This window comes from Rhizobium sp. C4, assembly GCF_021026315.1.
Classification (GTDB): Bacteria; Pseudomonadota; Alphaproteobacteria; order Rhizobiales; family Rhizobiaceae; genus Ensifer_A.
The window spans coordinates 526,233-551,772 of sequence record NZ_JAJNCX010000001.1 but is presented as its reverse complement, the minus strand read 5'-3'; the positions used below and the strand labels follow the sequence as shown (position 1 = coordinate 551,772).

General features: G+C 62.2%; 22 protein-coding genes. 12 read left to right on the top strand and 10 right to left on the bottom strand.

What is annotated here, in order from left to right; translation table 11 throughout:
- Positions 1–75: 75 nt before the first annotated feature.
- The 10 genes from fabD (at position 76) to LQK84_RS02715 (ending at position 12,263) form a co-directional block, all read left to right on the top strand.
- Positions 76–1,020, top strand: coding sequence for an ACP S-malonyltransferase (fabD, locus tag LQK84_RS02760; RefSeq protein ID WP_230827056.1), 945 nt, complete (start codon positions 76–78; stop codon positions 1,018–1,020).
- A 36-nt stretch (positions 1,021–1,056) separates the two neighbouring features.
- Positions 1,057–1,794 (top strand): 3-oxoacyl-[acyl-carrier-protein] reductase, encoded by a 738-nt coding sequence (gene fabG / locus LQK84_RS02755; RefSeq protein ID WP_230827055.1) that lies wholly within the window; start codon positions 1,057–1,059, stop codon positions 1,792–1,794.
- Positions 1,795–2,054: 260 nt separating this feature from the next.
- Complete coding sequence (locus LQK84_RS02750; protein WP_109858086.1) at positions 2,055–2,291, top strand: acyl carrier protein; 237 nt, start codon at positions 2,055–2,057, stop codon at positions 2,289–2,291.
- A 206-nt stretch (positions 2,292–2,497) separates the two neighbouring features.
- A complete protein-coding gene (gene fabF, locus LQK84_RS02745; RefSeq protein WP_230827054.1) occupies positions 2,498–3,757 on the top strand; it encodes a beta-ketoacyl-ACP synthase II in 1,260 nt (419 codons plus the stop codon).
- 632 nt (positions 3,758–4,389) lie between these two features.
- Positions 4,390–5,598, top strand: a complete 1,209-nt coding sequence (gene mltG, locus LQK84_RS02740) for an endolytic transglycosylase MltG (protein ID WP_442966876.1) — start codon at positions 4,390–4,392, stop codon at positions 5,596–5,598.
- Positions 5,599–5,723: 125 nt separating this feature from the next.
- Positions 5,724–6,611, top strand: a complete 888-nt coding sequence (locus tag LQK84_RS02735; protein ID WP_230827053.1) for a YicC/YloC family endoribonuclease — start codon at positions 5,724–5,726, stop codon at positions 6,609–6,611.
- A gap of 3 nt (positions 6,612–6,614) precedes the next feature.
- Complete coding sequence (gene gmk, locus LQK84_RS02730; protein WP_230827052.1) at positions 6,615–7,262, top strand: guanylate kinase; 648 nt, start codon at positions 6,615–6,617, stop codon at positions 7,260–7,262.
- Positions 7,263–7,542: 280 nt separating this feature from the next.
- Positions 7,543–9,309, top strand: a complete 1,767-nt coding sequence (arsA, locus tag LQK84_RS02725; protein ID WP_230827051.1) for an arsenical pump-driving ATPase — start codon at positions 7,543–7,545, stop codon at positions 9,307–9,309.
- Positions 9,310–9,570: 261 nt separating this feature from the next.
- A complete protein-coding gene (locus LQK84_RS02720; protein WP_230827050.1) occupies positions 9,571–10,266 on the top strand; it encodes a VIT1/CCC1 transporter family protein in 696 nt (231 codons plus the stop codon).
- Positions 10,267–10,418: 152 nt separating this feature from the next.
- Positions 10,419–12,263, top strand: a complete 1,845-nt coding sequence (locus LQK84_RS02715) for a heavy metal translocating P-type ATPase (RefSeq protein WP_230827048.1) — start codon at positions 10,419–10,421, stop codon at positions 12,261–12,263.
- A 12-nt stretch (positions 12,264–12,275) separates the two neighbouring features.
- Here the strand turns inward: LQK84_RS02715 and rsmA are convergent, their stop codons facing one another.
- The 7 genes from rsmA to LQK84_RS02680 form a co-directional block, all read right to left on the bottom strand.
- The gene (gene rsmA, locus LQK84_RS02710) at positions 12,276–13,106 is read right to left on the bottom strand and encodes a 16S rRNA (adenine(1518)-N(6)/adenine(1519)-N(6))-dimethyltransferase RsmA (protein ID WP_230827047.1); all 831 of its coding nucleotides are present in this window, start codon (positions 13,104–13,106) and stop codon (positions 12,276–12,278) included.
- 1 nt (position 13,107) lies between these two features.
- Positions 13,108–14,133 carry a 4-hydroxythreonine-4-phosphate dehydrogenase PdxA gene (gene pdxA, locus LQK84_RS02705; protein WP_230827046.1) on the bottom strand — a complete coding sequence of 342 codons (1,026 nt, stop codon included), beginning with the start codon at positions 14,131–14,133 and terminating at the stop codon, positions 13,108–13,110.
- Between the two features lie 2 nt (positions 14,134–14,135).
- Positions 14,136–15,125 carry a SurA N-terminal domain-containing protein gene (locus LQK84_RS02700; protein WP_442966863.1) on the bottom strand — a complete coding sequence of 330 codons (990 nt, stop codon included), beginning with the start codon at positions 15,123–15,125 and terminating at the stop codon, positions 14,136–14,138.
- A 108-nt stretch (positions 15,126–15,233) separates the two neighbouring features.
- Complete coding sequence (locus tag LQK84_RS02695) at positions 15,234–17,564, bottom strand: LPS-assembly protein LptD (RefSeq protein ID WP_442966875.1); 2,331 nt, start codon at positions 17,562–17,564, stop codon at positions 15,234–15,236.
- Between the two features lie 8 nt (positions 17,565–17,572).
- Complete coding sequence (gene lptG, locus LQK84_RS02690) at positions 17,573–18,658, bottom strand: LPS export ABC transporter permease LptG (RefSeq protein WP_230827280.1); 1,086 nt, start codon at positions 18,656–18,658, stop codon at positions 17,573–17,575.
- Positions 18,659–18,662: 4 nt separating this feature from the next.
- Positions 18,663–19,814, bottom strand: coding sequence for an LptF/LptG family permease (locus tag LQK84_RS02685; protein WP_230827042.1), 1,152 nt, complete (start codon positions 19,812–19,814; stop codon positions 18,663–18,665).
- 198 nt (positions 19,815–20,012) lie between these two features.
- Positions 20,013–20,750, bottom strand: a complete 738-nt coding sequence (locus LQK84_RS02680) for a phosphatase PAP2 family protein (protein WP_230827041.1) — start codon at positions 20,748–20,750, stop codon at positions 20,013–20,015.
- Positions 20,751–20,886: 136 nt separating this feature from the next.
- On the opposite strand from LQK84_RS02680, the gene LQK84_RS02675 reads away from it, so the two are divergent.
- The gene (locus tag LQK84_RS02675) at positions 20,887–22,383 is read left to right on the top strand and encodes a leucyl aminopeptidase (RefSeq protein ID WP_230827040.1); all 1,497 of its coding nucleotides are present in this window, start codon (positions 20,887–20,889) and stop codon (positions 22,381–22,383) included.
- A 3-nt stretch (positions 22,384–22,386) separates the two neighbouring features.
- Positions 22,387–22,836, top strand: coding sequence for a DNA polymerase III subunit chi (locus LQK84_RS02670; RefSeq protein WP_230827279.1), 450 nt, complete (start codon positions 22,387–22,389; stop codon positions 22,834–22,836).
- Between the two features lie 4 nt (positions 22,837–22,840).
- Here LQK84_RS02670 and LQK84_RS02665 read toward each other — a convergent pair whose 3' ends face one another.
- Genes LQK84_RS02665 through LQK84_RS02655 form a run of 3 tightly spaced genes read right to left on the bottom strand, consistent with a single transcriptional unit; the run spans position 22,841 to position 25,328 of the window.
- Positions 22,841–23,425 carry a TadE/TadG family type IV pilus assembly protein gene (locus LQK84_RS02665; RefSeq protein WP_230827039.1) on the bottom strand — a complete coding sequence of 195 codons (585 nt, stop codon included), beginning with the start codon at positions 23,423–23,425 and terminating at the stop codon, positions 22,841–22,843.
- Positions 23,422–23,937, bottom strand: a complete 516-nt coding sequence (locus LQK84_RS02660) for a TadE/TadG family type IV pilus assembly protein (RefSeq protein ID WP_230827038.1) — start codon at positions 23,935–23,937, stop codon at positions 23,422–23,424. The genes LQK84_RS02665 and LQK84_RS02660 overlap by 4 nt, the downstream gene beginning before the upstream one ends.
- A gap of 5 nt (positions 23,938–23,942) precedes the next feature.
- Complete coding sequence (locus tag LQK84_RS02655; RefSeq protein WP_230827037.1) at positions 23,943–25,328, bottom strand: TadE/TadG family type IV pilus assembly protein; 1,386 nt, start codon at positions 25,326–25,328, stop codon at positions 23,943–23,945.
- Between the last annotated feature and the right edge of the window lie 212 nt (positions 25,329–25,540).

Genomic DNA, 25,540 nt, shown 5'->3' with positions numbered 1-25,540 from the left:
ACCCCGCAACACTTGACTCAAGTCGCCAGAATGTGAATGGAGAAGCCAGAAAACAAGGAATTCAGGGAAACATCCATGGCACTCGCATTCACCTTTCCGGGGCAGGGCAGCCAGGCAGTCGGCATGGGCAAGGACCTTGCAGACGCCTTTCCCGAGGCCCGTACGGTCTTTCAGGAAGTCGATGACGCGCTCGGCGAAAAGCTCTCCGACATCATGTGGAACGGTCCGGAAGAAACGCTGACGCTGACGGCCAATGCCCAGCCGGCGCTGATGGCCGTGTCGATGGCGGCGATCCGCGTCATGGAAGCGCGCGGCCTTGTGCTGAAGGACAAGGTGGCATTCGTCGCCGGCCATTCGCTCGGCGAATATTCCGCGCTTTGCGCCGCCGGCACGTTCTCGATTGCCGACACGGCCCGTCTTCTGCGCATTCGCGGCAATGCCATGCAGGCAGCCGTACCTGCCGGCAAGGGTGCCATGGCCGCCATCATCGGCCTTGAACATGCTGACGTTGAAGCCACCTGCGCGGAAGCCGCAGCCCTCGGCCCGGTCCAGATCGCCAATGACAATGGCGGCGGCCAGCTCGTCATTTCCGGCGAGAAGGCAGCTGTCGAAAAGGCGGCCGAGATTGCCACCGCCAAGGGCGCCAAGCGCGCGCTGATGCTCTCCGTCTCTGCACCCTTCCACTCCGCGCTGATGGCGCCGGCGGCAGACGCGATGCGGGAGGCGCTGGCCAAGGTGGAGAAGCACAATCCGAACATTCCGCTCATCGCCAATGTGCGCGCCGCACCCGTGGCCGATGCCGGCATCATCGCCGACCTTCTGGTCGAGCAGGTGACGGGTCAGGTCCGCTGGCGCGAGACGGTGGAGTGGTTCGGCAAGAACGACGTGATGACGCTTTATGAAATCGGCTCCGGCAAGGTGCTGACGGGTCTTGCCCGCCGCATCGACAAGGCTGTGACCGGCATTGCCGTCAACACGCCTGACGATATTGCAAAGACGCTGGAAGCGCTGCTGGCCTGAACCGGGCTAAACAGGCTTGAAATGGGGTTTAAGAACATGTTCGATCTGACCGGCCGCAAGGCTCTCGTCACCGGCGCATCCGGCGGCATCGGCGAGGAAATCGCCCGCATGCTGCACAAGCAGGGCGCCATCGTTGGCCTGCACGGCACGCGCGCCGAAAAGCTGGAAGAACTCGCCAACGAACTCGGCGAACGCACTTTCGTTTTCCCGGCCAACCTGTCCGACCGTGCCGCCGTCAAGGCGCTCGGCGAAAAGGCTGAGGCCGATCTCGGCGGTGTCGAGATCCTGGTCAATAATGCCGGCATCACCAAGGACGGTCTCTTCGTCCGCATGAGCGATGAAGACTGGGACGCGGTTCTGGAAGTCAACCTCACGGCTGTCTTCCGCCTGACGCGCGAACTGACGCATCCGATGATGCGCCGCCGCTTCGGCCGCATCATCAACATCACCTCCGTCGTCGGCGTCACCGGCAATCCGGGCCAGGCCAATTACTGCGCCTCCAAGGCCGGCATGATCGGCTTCTCGAAGTCGCTGGCACAGGAGATCGCCACCCGCAACGTGACGGTCAACTGCGTCGCGCCTGGCTTCATCGAAAGCGCCATGACCCACAAGCTCAACGACAAGCAGAAGGACGCCATCATGGGCGCCATCCCGATGCGTCGCATGGGCACGGGCGCGGAAGTCGCGTCTGCCGTCGCTTACCTTGCCTCCAACGAGGCAGGTTACGTGACGGGCCAGACCATCCACGTCAACGGTGGCATGGCAATGATCTGAGGCGATAAGCCTCTGCAGCAGGTTCTGCCGCTCCGGCTTTTGATGTTGAGAGCGTTGAACCAGAACTTTTATGGCTTTGCGGCGGACTTAAACCGTGTTAAGCGGGCCATGACTGAACGCAATTGGCCGGTTGCACGCGACTAGAACGCGTCGGCAGGGCAATCATCAAATGCCTTTCGTGGCAGGAGCCGCGTTAGGTTGAACAGGGTAGGGACGCCGAAAGGCATTCTTGTAGCAGACAATAGGGTCGAGGTACCGACATGAGCGATATCGCAGAACGCGTGAAGAAAATTGTTGTTGATCATCTTGGCGTTGACGCCGACAAGGTTGTTGAAGGCGCAAGCTTCATCGACGATCTCGGCGCGGACTCCCTCGACACGGTCGAGCTGGTCATGGCTTTCGAAGAAGAATTCGGCATTGAAATTCCGGATGACGCTGCTGACTCGATCCTGACGGTCGGCGACGCTGTCAAGTTCATCGAAAAGGCACAGGGCTGATTTCAGCTACTGGTCAGTGACATGGGGCGGGCTTGCCGGCCCGCTTCAGGTCCGGTTTTGCCGGACCTTTTTTAATGTAAAAACAGTGATCCCGGTCATTGCGACGAGCTGGAGCCGCAGGGCAGAGCCGGCAATGACACCGGGTGGTAGGCGCGGTGGTGCCAGGATGGGCGCGCCGCAAGCCGATCATGGGGAGCATGCGGGCGATGAGACGAGTTGTAATCACCGGTCTTGGCATGGTGACACCGCTGGGCTGTGGTGTTGACGAGACCTGGAAGAACCTTCTGGCTGGCAAGAGCGGCGCCCGCAAGGTGACCGAATTCGAAGTCGAGGACCTGCCGGCCAAGATCGCCTGCCGCATTCCCTTCGGAGACGGCACGAACGGCACCTACAATGCCGACGACTGGATGGAGCCGAAGGAGCAGCGCAAGGTTGACCCCTTCATCGTCTACGCGGTCGCTGCCGCCGACATGGCACTTGCCGACGCCGACTGGCATCCCGAAACCAATGACGATCAATGCGCGACCGGCGTCCTCATCGGCTCCGGCATCGGCGGTATCGAAGGCATCGTGGAAGCCGGCTATACGCTGCGCGACAAGGGCCCCCGCCGCATTTCGCCCTTCTTCATTCCCGGACGCTTGATCAACCTGGCCTCCGGCCATGTTTCCATCAAGCACAAGCTGCGCGGCCCGAACCATTCCGTCGTCACCGCCTGCTCGACCGGCGCGCACGCCATCGGCGATGCCTCGCGCCTCATCGCGCTGGGTGATGCCGACGTCATGGTCGCCGGCGGCACGGAAAGCCCGGTCAGCCGCATTTCGCTTGCCGGCTTTGCCGCCTGCAAGGCGCTCTCCACACAGCACAACGACAACCCGGAAAAGGCCTCCCGGCCTTATGACCGCGACCGCGACGGCTTCGTCATGGGCGAGGGCGCCGGCATCGTGGTTCTGGAAGAGCTGGAACACGCCAAGGCGCGCGGCGCCAAGATCTATGCCGAAGTCGTCGGCTACGGCCTGTCGGGCGATGCCTATCACATCACCGCACCGTCGGAAGACGGCGACGGCGCATTCCGCTGCATGACCATGGCGCTGAAGCGCGCCGGTCTCACGGCGGCCGACCTTGACTACATCAACGCCCACGGCACTTCGACCATGGCCGACACGATCGAGCTTGGCGCTGTCGAGCGTCTTCTGGGCGAGCACGCCTCGAAGGTTTCGATGTCCTCCACCAAGTCGGCGACCGGCCATCTTCTCGGTGCTGCCGGCGCGATCGAGGCGATCTTCGCAACGCTGGCGATCCGCGATAATATCGCCCCGCCGACGCTCAACCTCGACAATCCCGATGTCGAGACGCCGGTCGATCTGGTGCCGCACAAGGCGCGCGCCCGCAAGGTCGATGTCGCGCTGTCGAACTCCTTCGGTTTCGGCGGCACCAACGCTTCGCTGGTTCTGAAGCGTTACGCCTGATGCAGTTCCGGCGAAACCGGCCTCCGGTTTCGCATTCGGAATTGCTGGAACAGAGCGAGCCGAAGCGCAAGGCGCTGTGGCGACGCTGCATACGGCCTGCACCCCCGAGCAGGCCGCCCATCTTCGATAGCGAGAGCTGGGGTACGGAGCTTTTCGTACCCAGCTTTCGCCGCATTGAACGGCCATGAGGACATGAAGGTGCTCATGAACATATTCGAGGAATGCCCGTGAACGACATGGACCCGAAAAGCGAGCGACAGCCCGGCGACGAGCAGCGCCCGACCCATCCGGTTGATGCCAGTGCCGAAGCGGGCAATGCCACGCCTGTGAACCCGGAAGCTGCGAAGGTCGAGCCGTCGGTGGAACCGGCAACCGAGCCCGCAGCCGCAAGCCCGGAAGCGCCGGCGGCCATCCCGAGCCCCGCCGCCATCAATCCCGCAGAGCTGGGCCCGATCGCCCCGACGCCTGTTGCCGAGGCTGCTGCTGCCGAAACGCCTGCAAGCGAGACGCCCGCACATGCGGATCCCGTACTGCAGGCCCCTGCAGTGGAGATCGAGCCGCGCGTCGAAAGCGAGGCAGCTGCAGCTGCCATCGAAAGCGCGCCGTCGCGTCAGCCTGAACCGGAAGTGCCCGTGGCTCCGGTTCCGCCGCTCCCGACCCCGCCATCCGCTCCCCATTCGGCCCCGCAGCAGAGCCAGGGTCCGATCATCATCCCGGTTTCCGCCAAGGAAGCGCTGCGCCCGACGCCGGTACCGGCTCCTCCGCAGAAGCTCAGGAAATCGCGTGGCTCGCGCAGCCAGGTCGTCGTCTTCCTCAATTTCGTGATGACGGTTCTCGTCTTCCTGACGATCGCCCTAGGCGGAGCCATCTATTACGGCCTCGCGACCTTCTCCGAGCAGGGCCCTTCGACCGTCAATTCCAACTTCATCGTCAAGCCCGGCTGGGGCCTTGGCGACATCTCGCGCGGCCTCGAGGCCTCCGGCATCATCTCGGATGCCCGCGTCTTCCAGTATGTGACGAAGAGCTTCCTGCGCAATCGCACGCTGAAGGCCGGCGAATACGAGATCAAGGCCGGCGCTTCGATGAAGGAAATCGTCGAGCTGCTGGAATCGGGCAAGTCGATCCTCTACTCCGTCACCCTGCCGGAAGGCCTGACGGTGCAGCAGATCTTTGACCGCCTGCGGGCCGACACGGTGCTGGAAGGCGACCTGCCGCCCAAGATGCCGGACGAGGGGACGCTGCGCCCCGACACCTACAAGTTCACGCGTGGCGCCAAGCGGGCCGAGATCGTCGCGCAGATGAAGGCGGCGCAGACGAAGCTGGTGGACGATCTCTGGGCGCGCCGCTCGCCGGATCTCTTCCTGAAGTCGAAGGAACAGTTCATCACGCTCGCCTCCATCGTCGAGAAGGAGACCGGCAAGGCCGACGAGCGCACGCTGGTTGCCTCCGTCTTCATCAACCGGCTTGAGAAGAAGATGCGCCTGCAATCCGACCCGACCGTCATCTACGGCATTTTCGGCGGCGCCGGCAAACCGTCCGATCGCCCGATCTTCCAGTCGGACCTGAAGAAGCTGACGCCCTACAACACCTATGCCATCGATGGACTGCCGCCGGCGCCGATCTGCAATCCGGGCCGCGCTGCACTGGAGGCGGTCGCCAACCCGTCGAAGACGAACTATCTCTACTTCGTCGCGGACGGCACGGGCGGGCATGTGTTTGCCGCAACGCTCGAAGAGCACAACGCCAACGTCAAGAAGTGGCGCCAGGTCGAGGACCAGCAGACGAACCCGACGGGGACGGATGCCGGCGCCACCGCAACCCAGCCGGCCACCCAGCAATGAAACATGCCGCGCGGGGCCGAAGCCGGCCCTTCTGCTCGGCATGCATCCGAACAAACACTTGAAGCCGATGGCGCGAATCTGAAAGATTGCGCCACAACTTCGCATGGACGTGGGGGCATGGCCTGATGGCATTGCAATCGATGACGGGTTTTGCCCGTTCGGAAGGCGAAAGCGGCCGCTTTCGCTGGGTCTGGGAGCTGCGCTCCGTCAACGGCAAGGGGCTCGACCTGCGCTTTCGCCTGCCGCAGGGCCAGGAGGCGCTGGAGGCCGACTGCCGCACCGCCGCCGGTGCCGTCTTCACCCGCGGCAATATCCAGATTGCGCTGAACCTTTCCACCCTCGACGAACGGCTTGAAGCCGTGATCAACGAGGAGGCGCTGACAGCGCTTCTGGCGCTGAAGACGCGCCTGGGCGACGCCATCGATCCGGCCCCGCTCACCCTTTCCGCGCTGCTCGGCATGCGCGGCATCATCGATTTCCGCGAGCCGGCCGAAGCGCCCGAGGCGGTCGAAGCCCGCGCCGCAGCACTGCTGGCGAGCTTCCGCGAGGCCGTCGAGGCGCTGCGCCTTATGCGCGAGCGCGAAGGGGCGGCCCTTGCAGACGTGCTGCTCGGCCATGTCGCGAAGATCGAGGATCTGGCACTCAAGGTCGAGGCCGATCCGTCGCGCCAGCCGGGCGAAATCGCCAGAAGGCTGCAGACGCAGGTCGAGGCGCTGCTGAGCGCGACGCAATCGCTCGACCGCGACCGCCTGCATGCGGAAGCGGCCCTCATCGCCACCAAGGCGGACCTGCGCGAAGAGATCGACCGGCTGAAGGCGCATGTCGTCGCTGCCCGCGAACTCATCACGCAAGGCGGCCCCATCGGCCGCAAGCTCGACTTCCTGGCGCAGGAATTCAATCGCGAATCAAACACCATCTGCTCGAAATCCAATGCGGCAAGCGTGACGGCGCATGGACTGGAACTGAAGGTCGTCATCGACCAGTTCCGCGAGCAGGTTCAAAATCTGGAGTAAGACATGGCCGAGACCGCCCATCAGAAGACCATCGAGAGGCGCGGCCTGATGGTGGTGATTTCCTCCCCCTCGGGTGCGGGCAAATCCACCATCTCGCGTAACCTGCTGGAAAGCGATCGCAATCTCTCGCTTTCCGTCTCGGTGACGACACGCGCCAAGCGCGGCAGCGAGATCGAAGGCATCCATTATCACTTCAAGAGCCAGCGCGACTTCGAACTGATGCGCGACGGCGACGCGCTGCTCGAATGGGCCTCCGTCCACGGCAACTACTACGGCACGCCGCGCCAGGAGGTCGAAAAGGCCATGGCCGACGGCCGCGACATGCTCTTCGACATCGACTGGCAGGGCGCACAGCAGCTCCAGGACAAGATGCGCGGCGACGTCGTCTCCATCTTCATCCTCCCCCCCTCCATCGCCGAACTCCGCGCCCGCCTGCATCGCCGCGCCGAGGATTCAGAAGAGGTGATCGCGACCCGTCTCGCCAATGCCAAGGCCGAAATCGAGCACTGGCACGAGTATGACTATGTCGTGGTCAACGACGATCTGGAACGCGCGTTTGGATCGGTGAAGGCGATTGTCGAGGCGGAAAGGCTGCGGCGCGATCGGCGGCCGGGTCTGTTCGGGTTTGTTCAAGGGTTGCTGGGGGAGTAAGGGGGCTCTCCAGTTATCTAGGGCAGAGGATTTGGGAATGCCGCTGCATATCCGCTCTGAGCGCTCAATTCGGTCGTAATCGCCACTCTCGCGCGGGCCCGAGAGCGGGCATCGGAAACGTTGCCGGCGGGCCAAAAGTGGTCATGCATCTTGCGGACGCGCTTGCATTCCGTCGCGGAGAGTGCTGCGCAGAAAAGCCACGCCTCATTCAATACTGATTGAGGTCGATCAAGGATGGGCCGGCCACGATCATTTAAGCTCTTTCGAAAGTGAGATCGCCATGGCCCAGATGCAGCAGATGTTGACCAACCCGACGGGCTACCTGTTCTTCACGGGGAAGGGCGGTGTCGGCAAGACGTCCCTAAGCTGCGCGAGCGCGATCGCGCTCTGCGACCGCGGCAAGCGTGTGCTACTGGTCAGCACTGATCCCGCCTCCAATCTGGACGAAATGCTGGCGACAGCGCTCGGGGATATCCCCACCCCGGTGCCATCCGTGCCGGGCCTCTACGCCATGAACATCAATCCGGAAGTGGCGGCGGAAGACTATCGCCAACGCGTATTGGCACAGATGGCAGCCAACGCTTCGGAGGGCGAACGGAACACGGTCCGGGAACAGCTTTCCGGAGCCTGCACGACAGAGATTGCGTCGTTTGACGCCTTTGTGGGACTGCTTGCAGATGAGATGTCGACGTTCGACCATATCATTTTCGATACCGCACCCACCGGTCACACATTGCGGCTTCTCAGTCTTCCGAAGGCATGGACAGGTTTTCTCGAGGGCAATGACAGGGGCGCATCGTGCCTGGGGCCGCACTCGGGCCTGAAGATGCAGGAGGCGCGGTTCCAGAAGGCGCTTGCATGCCTTGGAGATGAGAAACGCACCCGCATCGTCCTGGTCGCCCGCGCGGACGCAAGTGCCCTTCGCGAGGCTTCACGCACGTCGGGCGAACTGGCGGCGCTCGGCCTTGAGAACCAGTTGCTCGCGATCAATGGGCGGTTTCGTGCGACCAAACGCGACGATCCCATCGCCATCGGGATTGAGCGATCACAGGAGGCCGCAATCTCGGCGATGCCGGTCGGATTGTCCCGGCTGCCGAACTACGAGTTTCCGATGCTTCCATTCGACATGGTGGGGCTTGATGCACTCAGGGCCCTGTTCGCGCCTCAGTCGCAGGTATCGACCATCCAGGAACCGGCGGCAGTCGCCCTCGCCACCCTGCCGTCGCTTGCGAATTTGATCGACGAGATTGCCAGCGGCCGCAAAGGCCTGGTGATGGTCATGGGAAAGGGCGGCGTCGGAAAGACGACGGTCGCTGCGGCCGTCGCGATCGGCCTGGTCGAACGCGGCCATGCCGTACACTTGACGACCACTGATCCTGCGGCTCACCTGTCGTTTGTCGTCGAGGGAAGCATGAAGGGTCTGACCGTTGACAGGATTGATCCGGCTGCCGAAACGAAACGCTATATCGAGAAAATCATGTCCTCACGCGGACGCGATCTCGACGAGGAAGGCAAGGCGCTTCTCCGGGAAGATCTTGAATCGCCCTGCACGGAGGAAGTCGCTGTCTTCCACGCCTTCTCACGGATCGTGGCAGAAGCACGCGACGCCTTTGTGGTCATCGACACCGCCCCGACGGGACACACGCTTCTCCTGTTGGATGCGACGGGCGCCTATCATCGTCAGATGACGCGACAGATGGAGCCGGTCGCCCCTGGCCGGATCGTCACGCCCCTGATGCGCCTCCAGGACCCGGAATATACGCGCGTCATCCTCGTCGCCCTTCCTGAAACGACGCCTGTCTCCGAAGCGGCGATGCTGCAGGACGATCTGCGCCGGGCAAAGATTGAGCCTTACGGTTGGGTGGTCAACAGGACCATGGCGGCGAGTGGCACGCAAGACCCGCTTTTGCAGTCGCGCCTTGCGGGAGAACGGGTACAGATAGACCGGATCAGACTCAAATTGGCGAAACGAGCCTATATTCTGCCGTTTCAGGCTGTTCCCCCGGTTGGCATCGACGCATTGAAACGGTTGTCCAAGCGGGAGTGAGACGCGGACGCTCAGCTCGAATGAGGAGGCCGCGTGGAAGCGATGGCAGCTCTTGTTTCATCTATGCCGGCAGGAGGCTGGATGCGTTGGCACCCTCGCGCTTTGGCAACGTGAAAGCATCTCTGATTTGTTTGCAGCGGGCCGAACTGGAACCACATCGCCGTCATCACGGCCGTGCCCCCAACCAAAGTCATGTTGTGCAACCGTCATCCCAGGCTCATATGCTCTGGCAGACATGTTTTTCAGCGGAGGGGCTCGACCATGAGCAGACTGCACACCGAAAACCACCTTGTCTCGCGCATCGGCTGGCTGCGCGCGGCGGTGCTGGGTGCTAATGACGGCATCGTGTCGACGGCGAGCCTGATCATGGGGGTGGCGTCGGCGTCCGGGGGGCGGTCCGAAATTCTGGTGGCGGGCGTTGCGGGGCTCGTCGCCGGCGCGATGTCCATGGCGGCCGGGGAATATGTTTCCGTCAGTTCGCAATCCGATACCGAGAGCGCCGATCTGGCGCGTGAACGCAAGGAACTGGCGACGCAGCCGGAAGCGGAGCTGGACGAACTCACCGAAGTCTATGTCGGCCGCGGTCTGACGCCCGATCTGGCAAGACAGGTTGCCCAGCAGCTGACGGCGCATGATGCGCTGGGCTCGCACGCGCGCGACGAACTCGGCATTGTCGAGCATCTCGCGGCGCGTCCTGTCGAGGCGGCGCTGACCTCGGCGGCGACCTTTGCTGTGGGCGCTGCCATGCCTTTGCTGATGGTCTTCATCGCGCCGCCCGCCGTCCTGGTTTATGTCGTTGCGATCGCCTCCCTCCTTTTTCTCGCGCTGCTCGGCGCTGTCGGGGCGAAGGCAGGCGGTGCCGGCGTGGTCAAGGGGACCGCGCGCGTGACCTTCTGGGGTGCTCTGGCCATGGCGCTCACCGCCGGCATCGGCGCCGTCGTGGGCGTCGCGGTCTGACAGGACGGGCTGGTCGAGACTATTTGGGCTCTGGCCCGGGCAGGGGCATGGTTCCGGCTCTGCCTTGATCCAGAACAAGGCCCCCCGCCACCCGATCTCCAGAGTGAAGCTGCACTCCCGCGCGGGTAGGCATTGCCTCTGGAGGGGCCGACATGGAGCAGACCAACGAAGACCGCCTGAAGATCGCATTGCTGGCGGTCGCCGGCGCCGGGCTGGTGATCGGCCTTGTTGCGCATCTGGCGGGTCAGGCCGGCATTGCGCGCATCCTCTGGGCCATTGCGACCATTCCGATTCTTGTGGCGCTTATGGTGCAGATCGTCCGCAGCCTTCTGCGGGGCGAACTGGGGCTCGATATCGTCGCGGCGCTCTCGATGTCGGCGGCGCTCGCCTTCGGTGAAAACCTGGCCGCCGTGATCGTTGCCTTGATGTACACGGGCGGCTCGTTCCTGGAGAGCTTCGCGGAGGGGCGGGCACGGCGCGAGATGCATGCGCTTCTGTCGCGTGTGCCGCGAACCGCGACGCGTTATCTCGACGCGGGGCTGAAAGACATCCCCGTGGATGATGTCCTGCCGGGCGACCTGCTGCTGATCCGGCAGGGCGATGTCGTGCCGGTCGATGGAACGGTCGCATCGCCGCATGCCATCTTGAACATGGCGGCCCTGACGGGCGAGTCCCTGCCTGTCTCCGCGTCGAAGGACGATGCGGTCCTGAGTGGCGCGACCAATGCCGGCGATGCCTTCGACCTCCTGGCCACGCATCAGGCGCGTGACAGCACCTATGCCGGCATCGTCCGGCTGGTGGAGAATGCCCAACGATCGAGGGCGCCGATGTCGCGTCTCGCCGACCGCTGGTCGGTCGGCTTCCTTGCGCTTACCGTGCTGATCGCGGGTGCTGCCTGGTGGCTCACCGGCGACCCGATCCGTGCGGTGGCGGTTCTGGTCGTCGCCACACCCTGTCCGTTGATCCTCGCCGTGCCCGTCGCGCTCGTCGCCGGCCTGTCGCGCGCCGCGCATTTCGGTATTCTCATCAAGGGGGCGCGGCCGCTGGAAAACATGGCGCGCATCCAGTCGATCATTCTCGACAAGACCGGCACGCTCACCGACGGCCGTCCACAGATCGCCTCCGTCCGCAGTACCTCCGATCATAGCGAGGACGAGATCGTGCGGCTCGCCGCCTCGCTCGACCAGGCCTCCAAGCATCCGATCGCCCAAGCAATCGTTGCCGCCGCCGGTACCCGCGGCCTCGAACTCGTTCTTCCCACGGAGACGCGGGAATTTGCCGGAGAAGGCGTGACCGGTCTTCTGGAGGGCAGGCCGGTCGTCGTCGGGGGCCATGGCTTTGTCGCACGGCATGCGGACACGGCACTTCTGCCGCTTCCCGATGCCGAGGCCGGATCCGTTGTCGTTGCCGTTGCCGTGGCCGGCAAGATTGCAGGCTACATCGTCATGGCCGACCCCGTCCGGGAGGAAGTGGCGGAAATGCTTGTCGGGCTGAGGCGCGAGGGCGTGCAACGCATTCTTCTCGCCACGGGGGACCGTGCGGCCGTCGCCGAACGCATTGCCGATGGTTTGGGCCTCGATGCCATCCATTCCGGTCTCACGCCCGACCAGAAGGTGCTTGTCGTGCTGACGGAGCGCAAGAACGGTCCCGTGATGATGGTCGGTGACGGCGTCAACGACGCGCCGGCGCTTGCTGCTGCCGATGTCGGGGTCGCCATGGGGGCAAGGGGGGCTGCCGCGTCGGCGGAGACGGCCGATGTGGTTCTTCTGGTGGACCGGATCGAAAGGTTGCGTTCGGGGATCGAGATCGCCCGCCGCTCGCGCCGCATCGCCATGGAGAGCGTCGTGGTCGGCATCGGGCTTTCGGTGCTGGCCATGATCGCGGCCGCCTTCGGCTACCTGCAGCCTGTCGAAGGCGCGCTGCTTCAGGAGGCCATCGATGTGGCGGTCATTCTGAACGCACTCCGCGCGCTGCGCATCACACCGTCGGCGGCCTGAACCTGCGGCAAGTCAGACGAGGTTGGCCAGCCGGCAGAACTCCTCGACCGACAGGGTCTCGGCGCGCCGTTGCGGATCGATGCCTGCCGTGACCAGCAGTGCCTCGCCACCAAGGCTCTTGAGGCTCTGGCGCAGCATCTTGCGGCGCTGGCCGAAGGCTGCTTCGGTCACGCGTCCGAGTTTCTTCGCATCGCAATCGATGGGATGTTCGCGAGGCGTCAGGTGAACGACGGTGGAGGTGACCTTGGGCGGCGGCGAGAAGGCCTGCGGCGGCACGTCGAAGGCCATGCGTGCCTCCGTGCGCCAGCCTGCGAGAACCGCGAGCCGGCCATAGTGATCGTCATCGGGGTCGGCTGTGATGCGCTCGCCGACTTCCTTCTGGAACATCAGGGTCAGAGATTGCCAGAACGGCGGCCACACGGGCGGCAGCAGCCAGTTGAGAAGCAGCTGCGTGCCGACATTGTAGGGCAGGTTGGCAATGATCGCGACCGGACCATCCTTCGGCGCGAGGCTGGCGAAATCCGTCTTCAGCGCATCGCCGCTGATCACTTCCAGCTTGCCCGGATAATGGGCGGAAATCTCGGCCAGCGCCGGCAGGCAGCGCTCGTCGCGCTCGATGGCGATGAGCTTCTTCGCATTCAGCGACAGGATGGCGCGGGTGAGCCCTCCTGGTCCTGGGCCGACCTCGAAGACGGTGACGTCATCGAGCGGGCCCGCGGTGCGGGCGATCTTCTGCGTCAGGTTGAGGTCGAAGAGGAAGTTCTGGCCAAGCGACTTCTTCGCATCCAGCCCATGCGCGGCAATCACATCGGAGAGTTTCGGCAGTCCGTCGATGGTCGCCATGTCAAGCAGTCCTGAAGGCCATGTCTGCGGCCATTTTCAGCGCGGCGATCAGGCTGTCCGGCTTCGCCTTGCCCGTGCCGGCAATGGAGAAGGCCGTGCCGTGGTCGGGCGACGTGCGGATGAAGGGCAGGCCCAGCGTGACATTGACGCCGTCGTCAAAGGCGAGCGTCTTGGCCGGGATCAGCGCCTGGTCGTGATACATGCAGATGGCCACGTCGTAGGTCGCGCGCGCCGCAGCATGGAACATCGTGTCGGCCGGGAGCGGACCGAAGGCGTCGATCCCTTCTCTACGCAGCCGCTCGATTGCCGGGCGGACAATCGCATCATCCTCCTTGCCCAGCGCCCCGCCTTCGCCCGCATGCGGGTTGAGGCCGGAGACGGCAAGCCTGGGCTTCGCAATACCGAAGCCGGCGGTGAGGTCGCGCGCGGTGATCCGCGCCGTCTCGACGATCAGCTCCTCGGTCAGTTCCTCGGCGATGCGGATGAGCGGAATATGGATCGTCACCGGTACGGTTCGAAGTGCCGGACTTGCGATCATCATGACCGGGAGCGGCGCCTTGCCGCCCGGCCCTGCCGCGAGATCGGCAAGATATTCCGTGTGGCCGGGAAAGCGGAAGCCGGCGGAATAGAGCACGGATTTCGCGATCGGGCAGGTAACGACCGCGCTCGTCCGGCCCGCCTGTGTTTCCTCGACCGCCCGGCGGATCGCCTCGATGATCGAGGCGGCATTGGCGCTATTGGGCATGCCAGCCACGATCGGCGCAGCCGCTGGAATGGGCAGAACGGGGAGGGCATTGGTGAAGAGGGCTGTCGCCGTTTCGGGCGTCGCCTCTGCGATAGAGACCTGCAGCCCAAGCGCTTGCGCGCGCGCCGAGAGTGCGTCGGGGTCGCCCAGATAGAGAAAGGGCGGCACCTGATGCGCCTGGCGCAGCGTCCAGGCCATGAGCGCGATATCGGGACCGATGCCGGCCGGGTCGCCCTGGCTGAGCGCCAGCGGCTTCTGCACGGGCAAAGCGTTCGCGCCCATGGTCACTTCATGACGACATTGGCTTTGGCACGAAGCTCTTCAAGGTATTTCTTGGCGTTCGGGTCGACTTCGTTCTGCTTGCCCGGCTTCTTGAGGTCCTCCTCGCGGAACACCGCGGCTGCGGCCGCGTCATCGCTGACCTCGCGCTTGGAGCAGATGGCGATGAATTCGACACCGCGCGGCGTCACCTGGGTCGTCGTCGTGCCACCCATCGGAGCCTTCTTGATCGGCTCCTTCCAGTTGTCCGGAAGTTCCGGCTCGAGGAACCGGCCGAGGTCCTTGACCGAGACGTCACGCATGGTGGCAGCGAAGGCCAGTGCCTGATCGCAGCCCGGGAACTTCTTGCGCGAGGCTTCTGCTTCCGCCTTGCGCTTGCCGGCGATGTTCTTCTTGCTTTCAGGAACGACGAAGATCACCTGCTTGAGGATGTATTCGTTGACCTTCGGCCGGTTCGCGCCGCTCTTGGCGATGCGCGCACCAATGTCGCCGGCCGTCATCTTGTTGCTGTCGCCGAAGCGGATCTGCACGGCGCGCGGCCAGCTCATCGAAATGGCGATGAAGGACTTGAAGTGATCGACGGTGACGCCGGACTGCTTCATGATCTCGTTGAGCTTCTCGACCGACAGCTTGTTGTTGGCGGCAAAGCGCGCATATGCGGCATCCACCTCTTCGTTGCTGACAGACGTGCCAGAAGCCAGAACACCGGTGCGCTCGATGGCCTCGTCGACGAGCTGCTGCTTGGCTACGCTGTTGAGATTGCCCTTGGCGCGCTGCAGGCGCAGGAAGTTTACGCGCTTTGCGACGTCGCCGCTGGTGATCGGCGTCCCGTTGACCACGGCAACAACGGCCGTGCCGCCGCCGCCTGCCGCTTCCACGACCATCATCTGAGGTGCGATTGCAGGCGCAATCACGGTCATTCCAAAGGAGATCGAAAGCGCGGCAACGGCCGCCTTGAAGCTCAACATCTCAAAATTCCTTCCCGGGCAAGTCATAACTCACCGATGACTTGCCGCTGCATAACATGATGCTGCAAGTCATTCAAACTGCTGCAGTGGATAGTTTGGCTTTTAGGCGAAGTCGCGGCGCACCAAGCCCTTATCTCAGAAGGACGAGCTTGTCGCATCGCCGACCCGCACATCGCCCAGCGTGCGGAAGGTCAACCGTGCGCCAACCGCCCAGTCGCTGCCTGAGTTGTTCGACGTGTCGCGCGTGGACGTGAAGCCGATTGCGAAGATCGTGCATTCGTCTTCATAGCTGATGCCGACCGTGCTCGAGTTCAGGTAACGTTTCCGCAGATCGTAGTTCACCGTCCCGTAAAGCTTCCAGTAGTCCTTGAACTTCACGCTGTTTGTGAGGATGAACTGTTCGCGGTCTTCGGCTGCGCCATATTCGGGCTGGGATGCAATCCGTGAGTAGGTCACTGACGTGTTGTAGATCTTGGAAGAATAGCTCAGCGTCGAATCAAGCCGCGCGAGCTGGAAGTTTTCCTTCTTCAGGCGAAGGCTCTCGGTGACGCCCAGGCCGAACGGTGTCTGGACGTTGACCATGCCGACATAGTCTGAAGCCTTCTTGTCGAGACCGGAATTCCAGCCGGCGTAAACGAGGTCAGTCTGCGCAAAGGAATTGCGTCCGGCAACCTGGAAGGACTGACCGGCAATCGCGTTGACGCTAAAGCCGTTGTCGAACGTGCCCTTGTAGCGGACTCCCAGATTGGCGCGCGTGCCGCCTTCGATCCTGTCGTAGCCGGAGAACTTGTCGCGATCGAATAGATTCGTCGCGTCGAAGACAAAGCTCTGCGCATCCTCGTTCGGCATACGGCCGGCCATCTGCTCGTCCGGACGGACGAAAATCTGCCCGACGGGCTCGATGATATGCTCGCTGCCGGGCATCGTGATCAGGAACGGGTAGCTCACCTCGGTGCCCGCCGTGATCATCGAGCGGGTCGTCGCGACGCCGGAGTAGAAGTTTCCGGCATAGGTATACGTGGCGCTCGACGGCGCCTTCATGCCGAGCTGGAATGTGTCGGCGCGGGCCGCGAGAACAGGGGTCACCACGAGCCCGCCATCCGTCACGAAACGTCGACGCCATTGCGCATCTGCGCTGAGGCGGCTGACTTCACCGCGCACCCCGGGAAAGCGCGCCGTAGTTCCGGCCGTATAGGCCGAAAGGCCGCGATGCGTCAGGTTGGTGAAGTTGAGGTTGTAGCTCAGTTCACCGCCGCCAATCGGCTTGTCGAGAACGGCGTTGTAATCGAGCACCGGATGGACAAACGCCTGCTGATATTCGGCAGTGTTCTTCGGGTCAGCATCCTGGACGTCGAAATAATAGGAGCGAACGTCGAAATAGTTGCGCTTGCCAAGGCCTGTCAAATAAATCTGGTTGGTGAAGGTAGAACTGTTAAGGCCCTTGAGGCTGTAGGTCCGCGAGAAGTTGTTATCCGTCTGGGCCATGACATCCCAGCCGAAACTCCAACGCGGATTGATCTGGAAGGCGCCGGTGCTGCGGATCATGCCGCGCTGGGTTCTCAGCGAATCGCTTGTCCCAGCGGCAAACACCTTAGCCTTCATCTGGCTGATGCCAGCCATCTGCAAAGTATGGGTCCCGCTGTCGAATTTCTGCCTGAGTTCGCCGGCCAGCAAAAGGCCCTGTGTCGAATAGACGGTCGGGCTGAACGTAAAATCCGTGCTCGGATTGATCACATAGTAATAGGGGACAGTTCCGCCGAAACCGAGATTCTGGGCCGAGCTGAACGTCGGAAAGAGGAAGCCCGACTTTCTCTTTACTGTATGGTCCGGCACTTCGATGAAGGGCAGGTAGGCAATCGGCGCGCCGAAGAGTTCGAGGCGGGTTCCTTCGAGACGAACGGTGTGCGTCTCCCCGTTCTCGATGACCTTGCGGGCCTTGACCTGCCAGAGCGGCGCCTTCTCGGGCTGATCCGCGCAGGGTTTGCAGGCGGTGTAGACGCCATTCTGCAGGACGAAGACCGTCGAGTTGACGCGCTGGCCGCTCTCGGCCGCAATGTGCGTATCGTCTGTCGTCTCGATGCGAAGCGAATTGATGAAGCCTTGGCCGAAATCGTCGGTGACGTCCATCTTGTCGGCATAGATCTTGTTGCCGTCGGGCTCGACGACTTCGATCTTGCCGTCCGCGATCAGACGGCCGGAGGCCTGGTCGTAGGTCACGTTGTCCGCGACGAGCTTGTGACCCTTGTAATTGATCTTCACCGCGCCGGTTGCCGTGACCTTCTTGTGGTCTCGGTCATAAACCAGCTGGTTGGAGGACAGGTAGAGCTTTGCATTGTCGTCAGCCTGCTGCTCGGGCAGGGGAATCACGTCCTGCGCGAAGGTCGCGCCCATGTCAGCAAAAAATGCGCATGCAGCTACACCTGCGAGCAAGGCAGTTCTCACGGTCGAAACGATCGCGCCATTCATTGTAGCCACTAACCATCCTCTTGATGGAGCAGGATGGTTGCACCGATAGCCAGAGCCACAATGGCCGGTATCCAGGCCGCAACGAACGGAGGCACTACACCGCTGCTACCAAATGCTTTTGCAAGCATTGTCACCACATAAAGCATGAAGCCGGAAAGGATTCCACCCAGAATCAATCCCGGCGATTGAGAAAGCCGACTGAATTTTAGCGAGACGGTGCCGGCAATCATCACCATGGCGATCAGGAAGACCGGCATGGACAGAAGAGAGTGATATTGCGTCTTGAGCGCATTGGTGGAAATGCCCAATGCCTTGTTCGTCTCGATCTTGCGCGGAAGATCAAAGAAACCAACGGTTTCCGGCTGGGAAAGCTGCTCCTGGACGAACTCGCGTTTCAAATTGGTTTCAACCTGTACTGACTTGAGACGCTTCGGCGGTTCGCCCGGCCGCGTTTCCAAAACGTTGTTAAGCTGCCAGTAACCACGTTCCAAGATCGCTTTCTCGGCATCCTGTCTCAGAACGATATTTCCCTGTGGATCAAAGTGGAAAATCACCACACCGGCGAGCACTGTCCCGTTCTCGCCGATGGTACGTGCGCCGATGATCGCATCGTCGTTGCGTGTGATCTGCCTCAGCCACGGGACACTCGCCGATTGTCCCGACGATGCAACGCCGGCGCGCGCCTCGACGCTGGTTGCCGTCTGCATGCCGATGGCCGCAAGCGGGTTGAGCACCGTGGTCACCAATATCCCCGCAATCATCGCGCCGAAAATGAATGGCGCCATGAACTGCCACACTGAAATTCCGGCGGCGCGCGTCACAACGAGCTCGTATTTCCGGTTCAGCGCCACGAGCGTGATGATGGAAGAGAACAGCACCACGAAAGGTGCCGTCTGCTGCAGCAGCAGGGGAATCCGGAGCACCGTGATCCAGAACGCATCCGACAGATGCGACTGCGACGAGTCTGGGATCTTGCTTGAGTTCTCGCTGAAATCGACCAGAAAGATGATGGCAGCCACGCCCAGGAAGAACCAGGCCAGCGTCTTCATGTAGCGCCCGAAGAAATAGCGTCCGAGTGTCCAGGGGATCTGCATCGCGTCAGCGGCCTCCGCCTGCTTTGGTACCGCCAAGCGGTATCCGGCCAAGCCCGCGCGTCATCCACCGCGGCAAATGAAGCGTTCGGGCGCTGAGAATCAGGATCATGCAAATGGCAGTAATCGCGAGCGGGACCGCGTAAAGCAGCGTGACGAAGATCGGCGCGTCTGCGATCTGGTTCGACATGTAATAGGAGAGCCAGCGCAGGACGAAAGCAATAGCCAGCCCGGAGATGACCGGATGCAATCGGATTTCGCGTTGCGTGCGGACCCGTCCGGCAATGACAAAGGCAATCAGCCCGTAGACCAGCGGGAAGCTCCACTCCGTCAGGCGACGATGCAGTTCGGCGGTATATTCACCGCTGTACGCCTTCACATCCGTGTCGTTCGGGTCCGGATGGAAAAGGAAAGGCAGGTCGCGGTCGATTGCGCGCAGCGTCATTCCGCCGCGAGACTTCGTCAGCTGCGACAGGTCGAAGGCATAGGACATGAACTTGACCACGGAAATGTCGCCGTTTGCGGAGCGCCTGTCGACCTCGCCGTCATGCATGACCAGGGTCGTGCCGGCCTCATCAATCGCGCCTTCCTTGGCGTAGTAGACCAGTTCCGATTCGGGGTCGCGGTAGTCGGCGACGAAGATGCCGCTCAGCGTGCGGCCGTGCAGGCGCTTTGAAATCTGCAGATAGAGGCCGTCATCGATCTTGCGGAAGGTTTTTTCCTCGATGACGGAGGAAAGCAGGTCGGCATAGACCGCCGCGATCATCTTGCGGGCCTGGACGCGCACAATTGGCTCGACCAAATTGTCGACGGCAAAGGAAATGGCGCAGGCGCCCAGCGCCACGATGATGACCGGCCGAATCAGACGGCGGCGCGGCATCCCTGCGGCATCGATGACCGCAAATTCGGAATCCGCGTTCATTGCCGAGAATGTCTGCGCCACCCCGATGACGACACCGAAGGGAATCACCATGGGGATGATGGTCGGGAGAATGAGGCCCGCGAGCTGGAAGAACGAGGAGATCGACTGCCCGCTGTCGGTCACCAGATTGACGCGCGCCAGAACCTGCACGATCCAAATGACGGCGAGCACCGGCAGGATCGATGCAACGGCCATCTTGATCACGCGCAGCGCTATATAACGTTCAATGAGCGTCATGCATTCTCTAGGCTCTGGGCCGTCCAGGCCGTTTTGGGGCCCAGCGCAGCGGTTTTCGTCAAATAGGTCCCCAAAGCCCTGCTGTACACCCCCGGCGGCTTCCTTCTTGCCAGACGCCGAGTGTGACGGACTCGCTTTAGCACGACGAGTGCGGCGAAAATAGAGACAAACGGTTCACCATGCCATAGCGAGAAAAGCTTATGCAGGACTGCTTTCGTCCTTCGTCGCGCGCTCGCTCCATCCGAAGATGGCCGCCAGCAATTCGAAGACGATGATCGCTGAAAGCCAGGCGAGAATGGCGTCGGACAGGAAATGACGTCCGAAGAAGACCCGCAGCAGCGCGGTGAGGACGGAAAGCGTCACCACCGGCCAGATGACCCATCGGCGCGCATGTGCAGGCAGGAGCGCGAGCAGGCAGAAGAGCCAGCCGGCGCTCGCCGCCTCGCCGGAGATGAAGGAGCAGTTCGATGTGCACGCTCCCGAGAAGCTCCCGGCCGGCACGAAGGGAAGGGACCCGGAGAATATCGAGGTATCGGCGGGCCGCGGCCGGCCTGAATAGGCCTTCAGAAGTACGTTGACGATCAGTCCGGCATCCAGGAGCCAGGCGCCGAGCGCCACAAGCCGGTTGCGGCGGCTGATCTCCGGCCAGTCGAGACGCCGGTCGAGGGCGGGAACGAGAAGCGAGGCGACCAGCGCGATCGCCGCAACGACCGGAAGATAATAGAGCACGGTCCGGATGAAGACGAAGAACGGAATTTCCCCGAGGGCGAACATGCCGCACTGGCCGGCAACACCACCGGGCGGGCAGGCCGAAGTCGAATAGAAGAGCCGCGAAAAGCCGATGTCGATCGACGGGAAGAGCCTGAAAAAGATCAGAATCACGAACCAGCAGGCGGTCAGGATCCAGAAGCTTCTATATGGTCGATCCTGTTGCATCGCGCGGCTTCCCTTTCGACAAGGCCGCTGTCTATCAACCCCCGTTTGGCCGATCAAGCGTCTTCGTCTCTTGCAATTGCCCGCCGAACCGTGATGAAACGGACCATCTTAGGCAATAGGTTTTCAGGAGGCGCATGTGGCCGGCGAAATCGAAATCAAGGTGAAGAAGTCCGCAGACGTGAAGGGCGGGACCGTCATCGTCCTCAAGGCGAAGGACGCGACTGCGACTGCCGCCACGCCCGACATCGCACCGGCCGAAGTGCTGGAGCGCGCCGAAAAGGTTGCCGACTTCAAGGCATCGCGCCTTTCCACCTGCGTCATCCTGGCGCCGCATGGATCTCCGGCCGACAAGCTGATCGTGCTGGGGATGGGCGAAACGGCAAGCCTGACCGAAAACGACTGGCTGAACGCCGGCGGCGCGACTGCAGCCACCTTCGGGAAGGCAGCAGAGGTGACTGTTTTTGTCGATATGCCGGATGCCGCACCTGATGCAGCGATGCTGGCGCAGTTTGTGCTCGGCATGCGTCTGCGCGCCTACACGTTCGATCGCTACAAGGTCGCGACGAAGAAGGGCGAGGACGAAAGCGCTGATCCGTCGAAGGTCAAGGTGACGGTCGTCGCCGCAGCCTCTGCCGATGCCAAGAAGGCGCTTGCCGCCGCAGATGCCGTCGGCGATGGGGTGCTGCTGGCCCGCGATCTCGTGAACGAGCCCGCCAATGTGCTCGGCCCGCTGGAATTCGCCGATCATGCGGTGGCGCTTGGCAAGCTGGGCGTGACGGTTGAAGTTCTGACAGAGAAGGACATGAAGAAGCTCGGTATGGGCGCGCTGCTCGCCGTCGCGCAAGGGTCCGTGCGTCCGCCGCGCCTCGTCGTCATGCAATGGCAGGGCGCCAAGTCTGGCGACCAGCCGGTCGCCTTCATCGGCAAGGGCGTCGTCTTCGACAGCGGCGGCATCTCGATCAAGCCGGCCTCCGGCATGGATGAAATGAAGGGGGACATGGGAGGCGCCGCGGCGGTGACCGGTCTGATGCATGCGCTCGCCGCCCGCAAGGCCAAGGTCAACGCCATCGGCATCATCGGCCTTGTGGAAAACATGCCGGATGGAAACGCCTATCGCCCGGGCGACGTCGTGACCTCGATGTCCGGTCAGACGATCGAGGTGCTGAACACCGACGCCGAAGGCCGCCTCGTGCTCTCCGACGCGCTGCATTACTGCAACGACCGCTTCAAGCCCAAGCTGATGATCAATCTGGCGACGCTGACGGGTGCCATCGGCGTGGCACTCGGGCCGCATCATGCCGGTCTCTTCTGCAATGACGATTCGCTTGCTGCGGCCCTGACCGGTGCCGGCTTGAAGACGCAGGAAAAGCTGTGGCGCATGCCGCTCGGCAAGGACTATGACAAGATGATCGACAGCAAGATCGCCGACATGAAGAACACCGGCGGCCGTCAAGCTGGCGCGATCACTGCGGCGCAGTTCCTGAAGCGCTTTGTCGGCTCGACGCCCTGGGCACATCTCGACATCGCCTCGACCGCCATGGGCGCGCCGTCCAGCGAGGTCAACCATTCCTGGGGTTCGGGCTTCGGCGTACGCCTGCTCAACGCTTTCGTCGCCGACAATCACGAGGGCTGACCGCTGGCGGAAATCCTCTTCTACCACCTGACCGAATCGAAACTGGAGGAGGCGCTGCCGCCTCTGGTGGAGAAATCTGTTGCGCGCGGCTGGAGGGTGATCCTGCAGTTCGCCGGAGAGCCGGCGCGCGACCAGATCGACGGGCATCTGTGGACTTGGCGCGAGCAGAGCTTCCTGCCGCATGGCGTCGAAGGCGGCGAATTCGATGCGCGCCAGCCTATTCTGCTGACGACAGGGGCGGCGAACCCCAACGGCGCCAATATCCGCTTCCTGTGCGCCGGTGCGGATATCGAGGATGTCGCAGGCTATGAGCGCGTGGTGGTGATGTTCGACGGTCACGACAACGAGCAGCTGGAGCGTGCCCGCGGCCAGTGGCGGCGCTTTACGGGCCCCGGGCATCAGCTGACCTATTGGCAGCAGAACGGCTCCGGCGGCTGGGAGCGCAAGGCCTGATCCGCTAGGGCGTGGTCAGCGTGATGGAGTTCGCATTGCGCGGGCTGCTCATGGTCGTGCGCGTGAAATTGTAGGCCTGGATGCCGGTCAGCGGCCGCAGGAAGCTGGCAAACGGGGTCTGGACCGAATATGTCGCTCGCGCGACGATCATCTGCCCGCCGCTTTGCAGCACTGTCGAGCTGATCGCCACCGGCGATATGTTGCCCGCGATCCAGGGTGTCGTCTGGAAGGCGCGGGACCAGTCGACCGTCTGCTTGTTCAGGGCATCCATCGAAACGGCGGCGACGATAATCGTCAGATTGGACTTCCCGAATGGTTCGCTGATCGCCGCCGAGCCGGCCAGGATGGCGTCGAGCTTCGAGGCCGTCCAGCTTGACTGCTGTGCCGTGAGGTCGGACACGGTTGCGACGATCTGGTCCATGCGCCGATCGACCATCAGCGCCTGGCCGATATCCACGGTGCCAGCCAGCAGCACAAGCACCAGAGGCAGGATCAGCGCAAATTCTATCGCCGAAATCCCTTTGCGGTCATCCTGCAAGACCCGCAGATACATGGTGGCGCGTGAACGGAAAGAGATGTGCGCACTCATTTGAAGGGCTCGTTCTTGAAGAGATGGGAGGCGCTGAGAATATAGGTGCCATCCGAGAGACGAGCGGATGAAAAGTTGTAGAAGGCGAGCACGGGCTTCCAGGGAAGGAAGGCTTGCACCAGAACATAGTCTCCTGCCGTTCCAACATTGTAGCTGTCGGAAACGGCGAGTGTGCCGTTCTGGACCGGGGAAGCGTAGTTCACCGAATTCATGTCTGTGACGACCACCGCCCGGACAACCAGGCCCTTGGCGCAGCCGAAGGACACCATCAGGTTGGCGCAGACGTCCGCCTTGAACTCGTTGATCGACCAGTTGTTCGAGTTGGCATAGCCGACGCGGACCTTTCTGGTCGTCTTGTTCATGGCCGCGTCAAGCGAGGTGTCGACGAAGTAGGTCAGCGCGATGTTGATGATCGCGAAGATCAGGTAGGCGAATGGCAGGATCAGCAGCGCGAATTCCGTCGCCGCTGCCCCTTCCTTTCTTTTCCAAAAGCGCTGAAAGAGGGTCTGCATCCGGGTCAGTTCGTCAGTCGGACAGAGTTGAGATACTGGTTGAAAATGCTGGAAAGGCCGTTTTGGATTTCGTTCTGGTCACTCGCCTTGATGAAGAGGGAACTCGACGTGGCGCAATCCGAAAGCGCGTATTGCAGATAGTCGCGCTTGGACGTGGAGGCGGGCACCGAGGCTCTCATCACGCCTCCGTAGGTCGATGTCCAGTTCGTGCTCGACATCGGCCGGCTCAGCGTCGCCACATAGCCCCAGTCATAGTCGATCGCCAGATATTCGGTATTCAGCACGCCGATCGTGACGCCGTTTGTCTTCATGCTGGAGCACCAGCCGGGGTTCATCGGCGCCACATTGTTCCAGTTGGCGCCGCCTTGCGGGGTCGAGGTTGTCGCGCTGTAATAATAACCCCAGCTGCCCCAGGTTCCGTTCGTCACCCATGGCCGGCTCGACTCGACACCATCGGTCAGCAGGAGGACGAGTTTCAGCGGGCTGGATGCCGAACCGCCGTTTCCTGCGGAGCCCACCAGCTTTGTCAGCGTTGCCAGTGCGATGTCGAAATATGAGACAGGCTGGGAGGTGGCGCTGGTCAGTCCGTAGCTGTCGGTCGTCAGCGCCTTGGTGAGGGCCGATGAGGAATAGGTTGGAGCGACAGACTGGTACAGGTCGGCGCCCAGGTAATAGAGTCCCACCTGGATATGGTTTGTCGTCGCATTGGATTTGGCCGCCATGGAAACGACCTGCTGTGCCGCGGCAACGGCCGTGTCCGTGCGAAGCGTTATGGGCGAGGATGCATTCGAACTGTTGTAGCTTTTGACGACGTCATAAATGTTATTGTAGATGCTTCCGTTATATTTGAAGTATGGGCCGTCGAAATCGTGGCATGCGAACTCGCATTTCACGTAGTTGTGCTTCGTCGCTGACGAATCGGAATAGGAATTGTTGTAGAGAAGGTTTTGAAATTTGGTCCGGTCGCTCTGGCTGGAGGGCAGGAGCATGGACGCGGATTTGTCCAGGACGATATAGACCTGCAGATACGACGTTGTCGGCCCCTTGGCTGTGGAGGTTGCAGCGACCGGAACGGTCTTGATCCCGGCAATTCGCATGAACGTCGTGGGGACGGTGGCGGTGACTTTGGCCGAAACCGACTGGTTGGATGTATCCACGGCAACGCTTGCGATGGAATAGTTGGCGGCGGAAAGGTTTCCGGTCGCGACAAACCAGTCGCTGACCTTCTGCTTCAGGCTGTTGTTGTCGAGGCTGGAGACGCTCTTGACTGCCGCAATCAGCGATGAGTCTAGGTCGGCCTGGATTCTGGTCTGGACGTTGTAGGCGCGCGCGAGGTCAATCCCTGTGCCAATTGCGATCACCAGTGGCGTGACCAGCAGGGCAAAGGTCATTCCGATATTCCCGCCGCGAGCTTGAGTGGCGTACCTCAGAATGCTGCGAAGTTTTTCCTTTTGGGGGCGCTTAAACCCAATCATTCAATAACATCCACTCAAACGTGACATGGTGGTGGTCTGCTTCCCCTGTATACCGCAGAGGTTTCACGATGATTAAATTGACCCCCCAATATTAGGAGGTGTTTTAATTGCATTTTCGGCCGTGAGCC

Coding starts and splice junctions, on each gene's coding strand:
- fabD (WP_230827056.1), top strand. CDS start 76: ATGGCACTCGCATTCACCTTTCCGGGGCAGGGCAGCCAGGCAGTCGGC.
- fabG (WP_230827055.1), top strand. CDS start 1,057: ATGTTCGATCTGACCGGCCGCAAGGCTCTCGTCACCGGCGCATCCGGC.
- LQK84_RS02750 (WP_109858086.1), top strand. CDS start 2,055: ATGAGCGATATCGCAGAACGCGTGAAGAAAATTGTTGTTGATCATCTT.
- fabF (WP_230827054.1), top strand. CDS start 2,498: ATGAGACGAGTTGTAATCACCGGTCTTGGCATGGTGACACCGCTGGGC.
- LQK84_RS02735 (WP_230827053.1), top strand. CDS start 5,724: ATGGCATTGCAATCGATGACGGGTTTTGCCCGTTCGGAAGGCGAAAGC.
- gmk (WP_230827052.1), top strand. CDS start 6,615: ATGGCCGAGACCGCCCATCAGAAGACCATCGAGAGGCGCGGCCTGATG.
- arsA (WP_230827051.1), top strand. CDS start 7,543: ATGGCCCAGATGCAGCAGATGTTGACCAACCCGACGGGCTACCTGTTC.
- LQK84_RS02720 (WP_230827050.1), top strand. CDS start 9,571: ATGAGCAGACTGCACACCGAAAACCACCTTGTCTCGCGCATCGGCTGG.
- LQK84_RS02715 (WP_230827048.1), top strand. CDS start 10,419: ATGGAGCAGACCAACGAAGACCGCCTGAAGATCGCATTGCTGGCGGTC.
- rsmA (WP_230827047.1), bottom strand. CDS start 13,106: ATGGCGACCATCGACGGACTGCCGAAACTCTCCGATGTGATTGCCGCG.
- pdxA (WP_230827046.1), bottom strand. CDS start 14,133: ATGGGCGCGAACGCTTTGCCCGTGCAGAAGCCGCTGGCGCTCAGCCAG.
- LQK84_RS02700 (WP_442966863.1), bottom strand. CDS start 15,125: ATGACTTGCCCGGGAAGGAATTTTGAGATGTTGAGCTTCAAGGCGGCC.
- LQK84_RS02695 (WP_442966875.1), bottom strand. CDS start 17,564: ATGAATGGCGCGATCGTTTCGACCGTGAGAACTGCCTTGCTCGCAGGT.
- lptG (WP_230827280.1), bottom strand. CDS start 18,658: ATGCAGATCCCCTGGACACTCGGACGCTATTTCTTCGGGCGCTACATG.
- LQK84_RS02685 (WP_230827042.1), bottom strand. CDS start 19,814: ATGACGCTCATTGAACGTTATATAGCGCTGCGCGTGATCAAGATGGCC.
- LQK84_RS02680 (WP_230827041.1), bottom strand. CDS start 20,750: ATGCAACAGGATCGACCATATAGAAGCTTCTGGATCCTGACCGCCTGC.
- LQK84_RS02665 (WP_230827039.1), bottom strand. CDS start 23,425: ATGAGTGCGCACATCTCTTTCCGTTCACGCGCCACCATGTATCTGCGG.
- LQK84_RS02660 (WP_230827038.1), bottom strand. CDS start 23,937: ATGCAGACCCTCTTTCAGCGCTTTTGGAAAAGAAAGGAAGGGGCAGCG.
- LQK84_RS02655 (WP_230827037.1), bottom strand. CDS start 25,328: ATGACCTTTGCCCTGCTGGTCACGCCACTGGTGATCGCAATTGGCACA.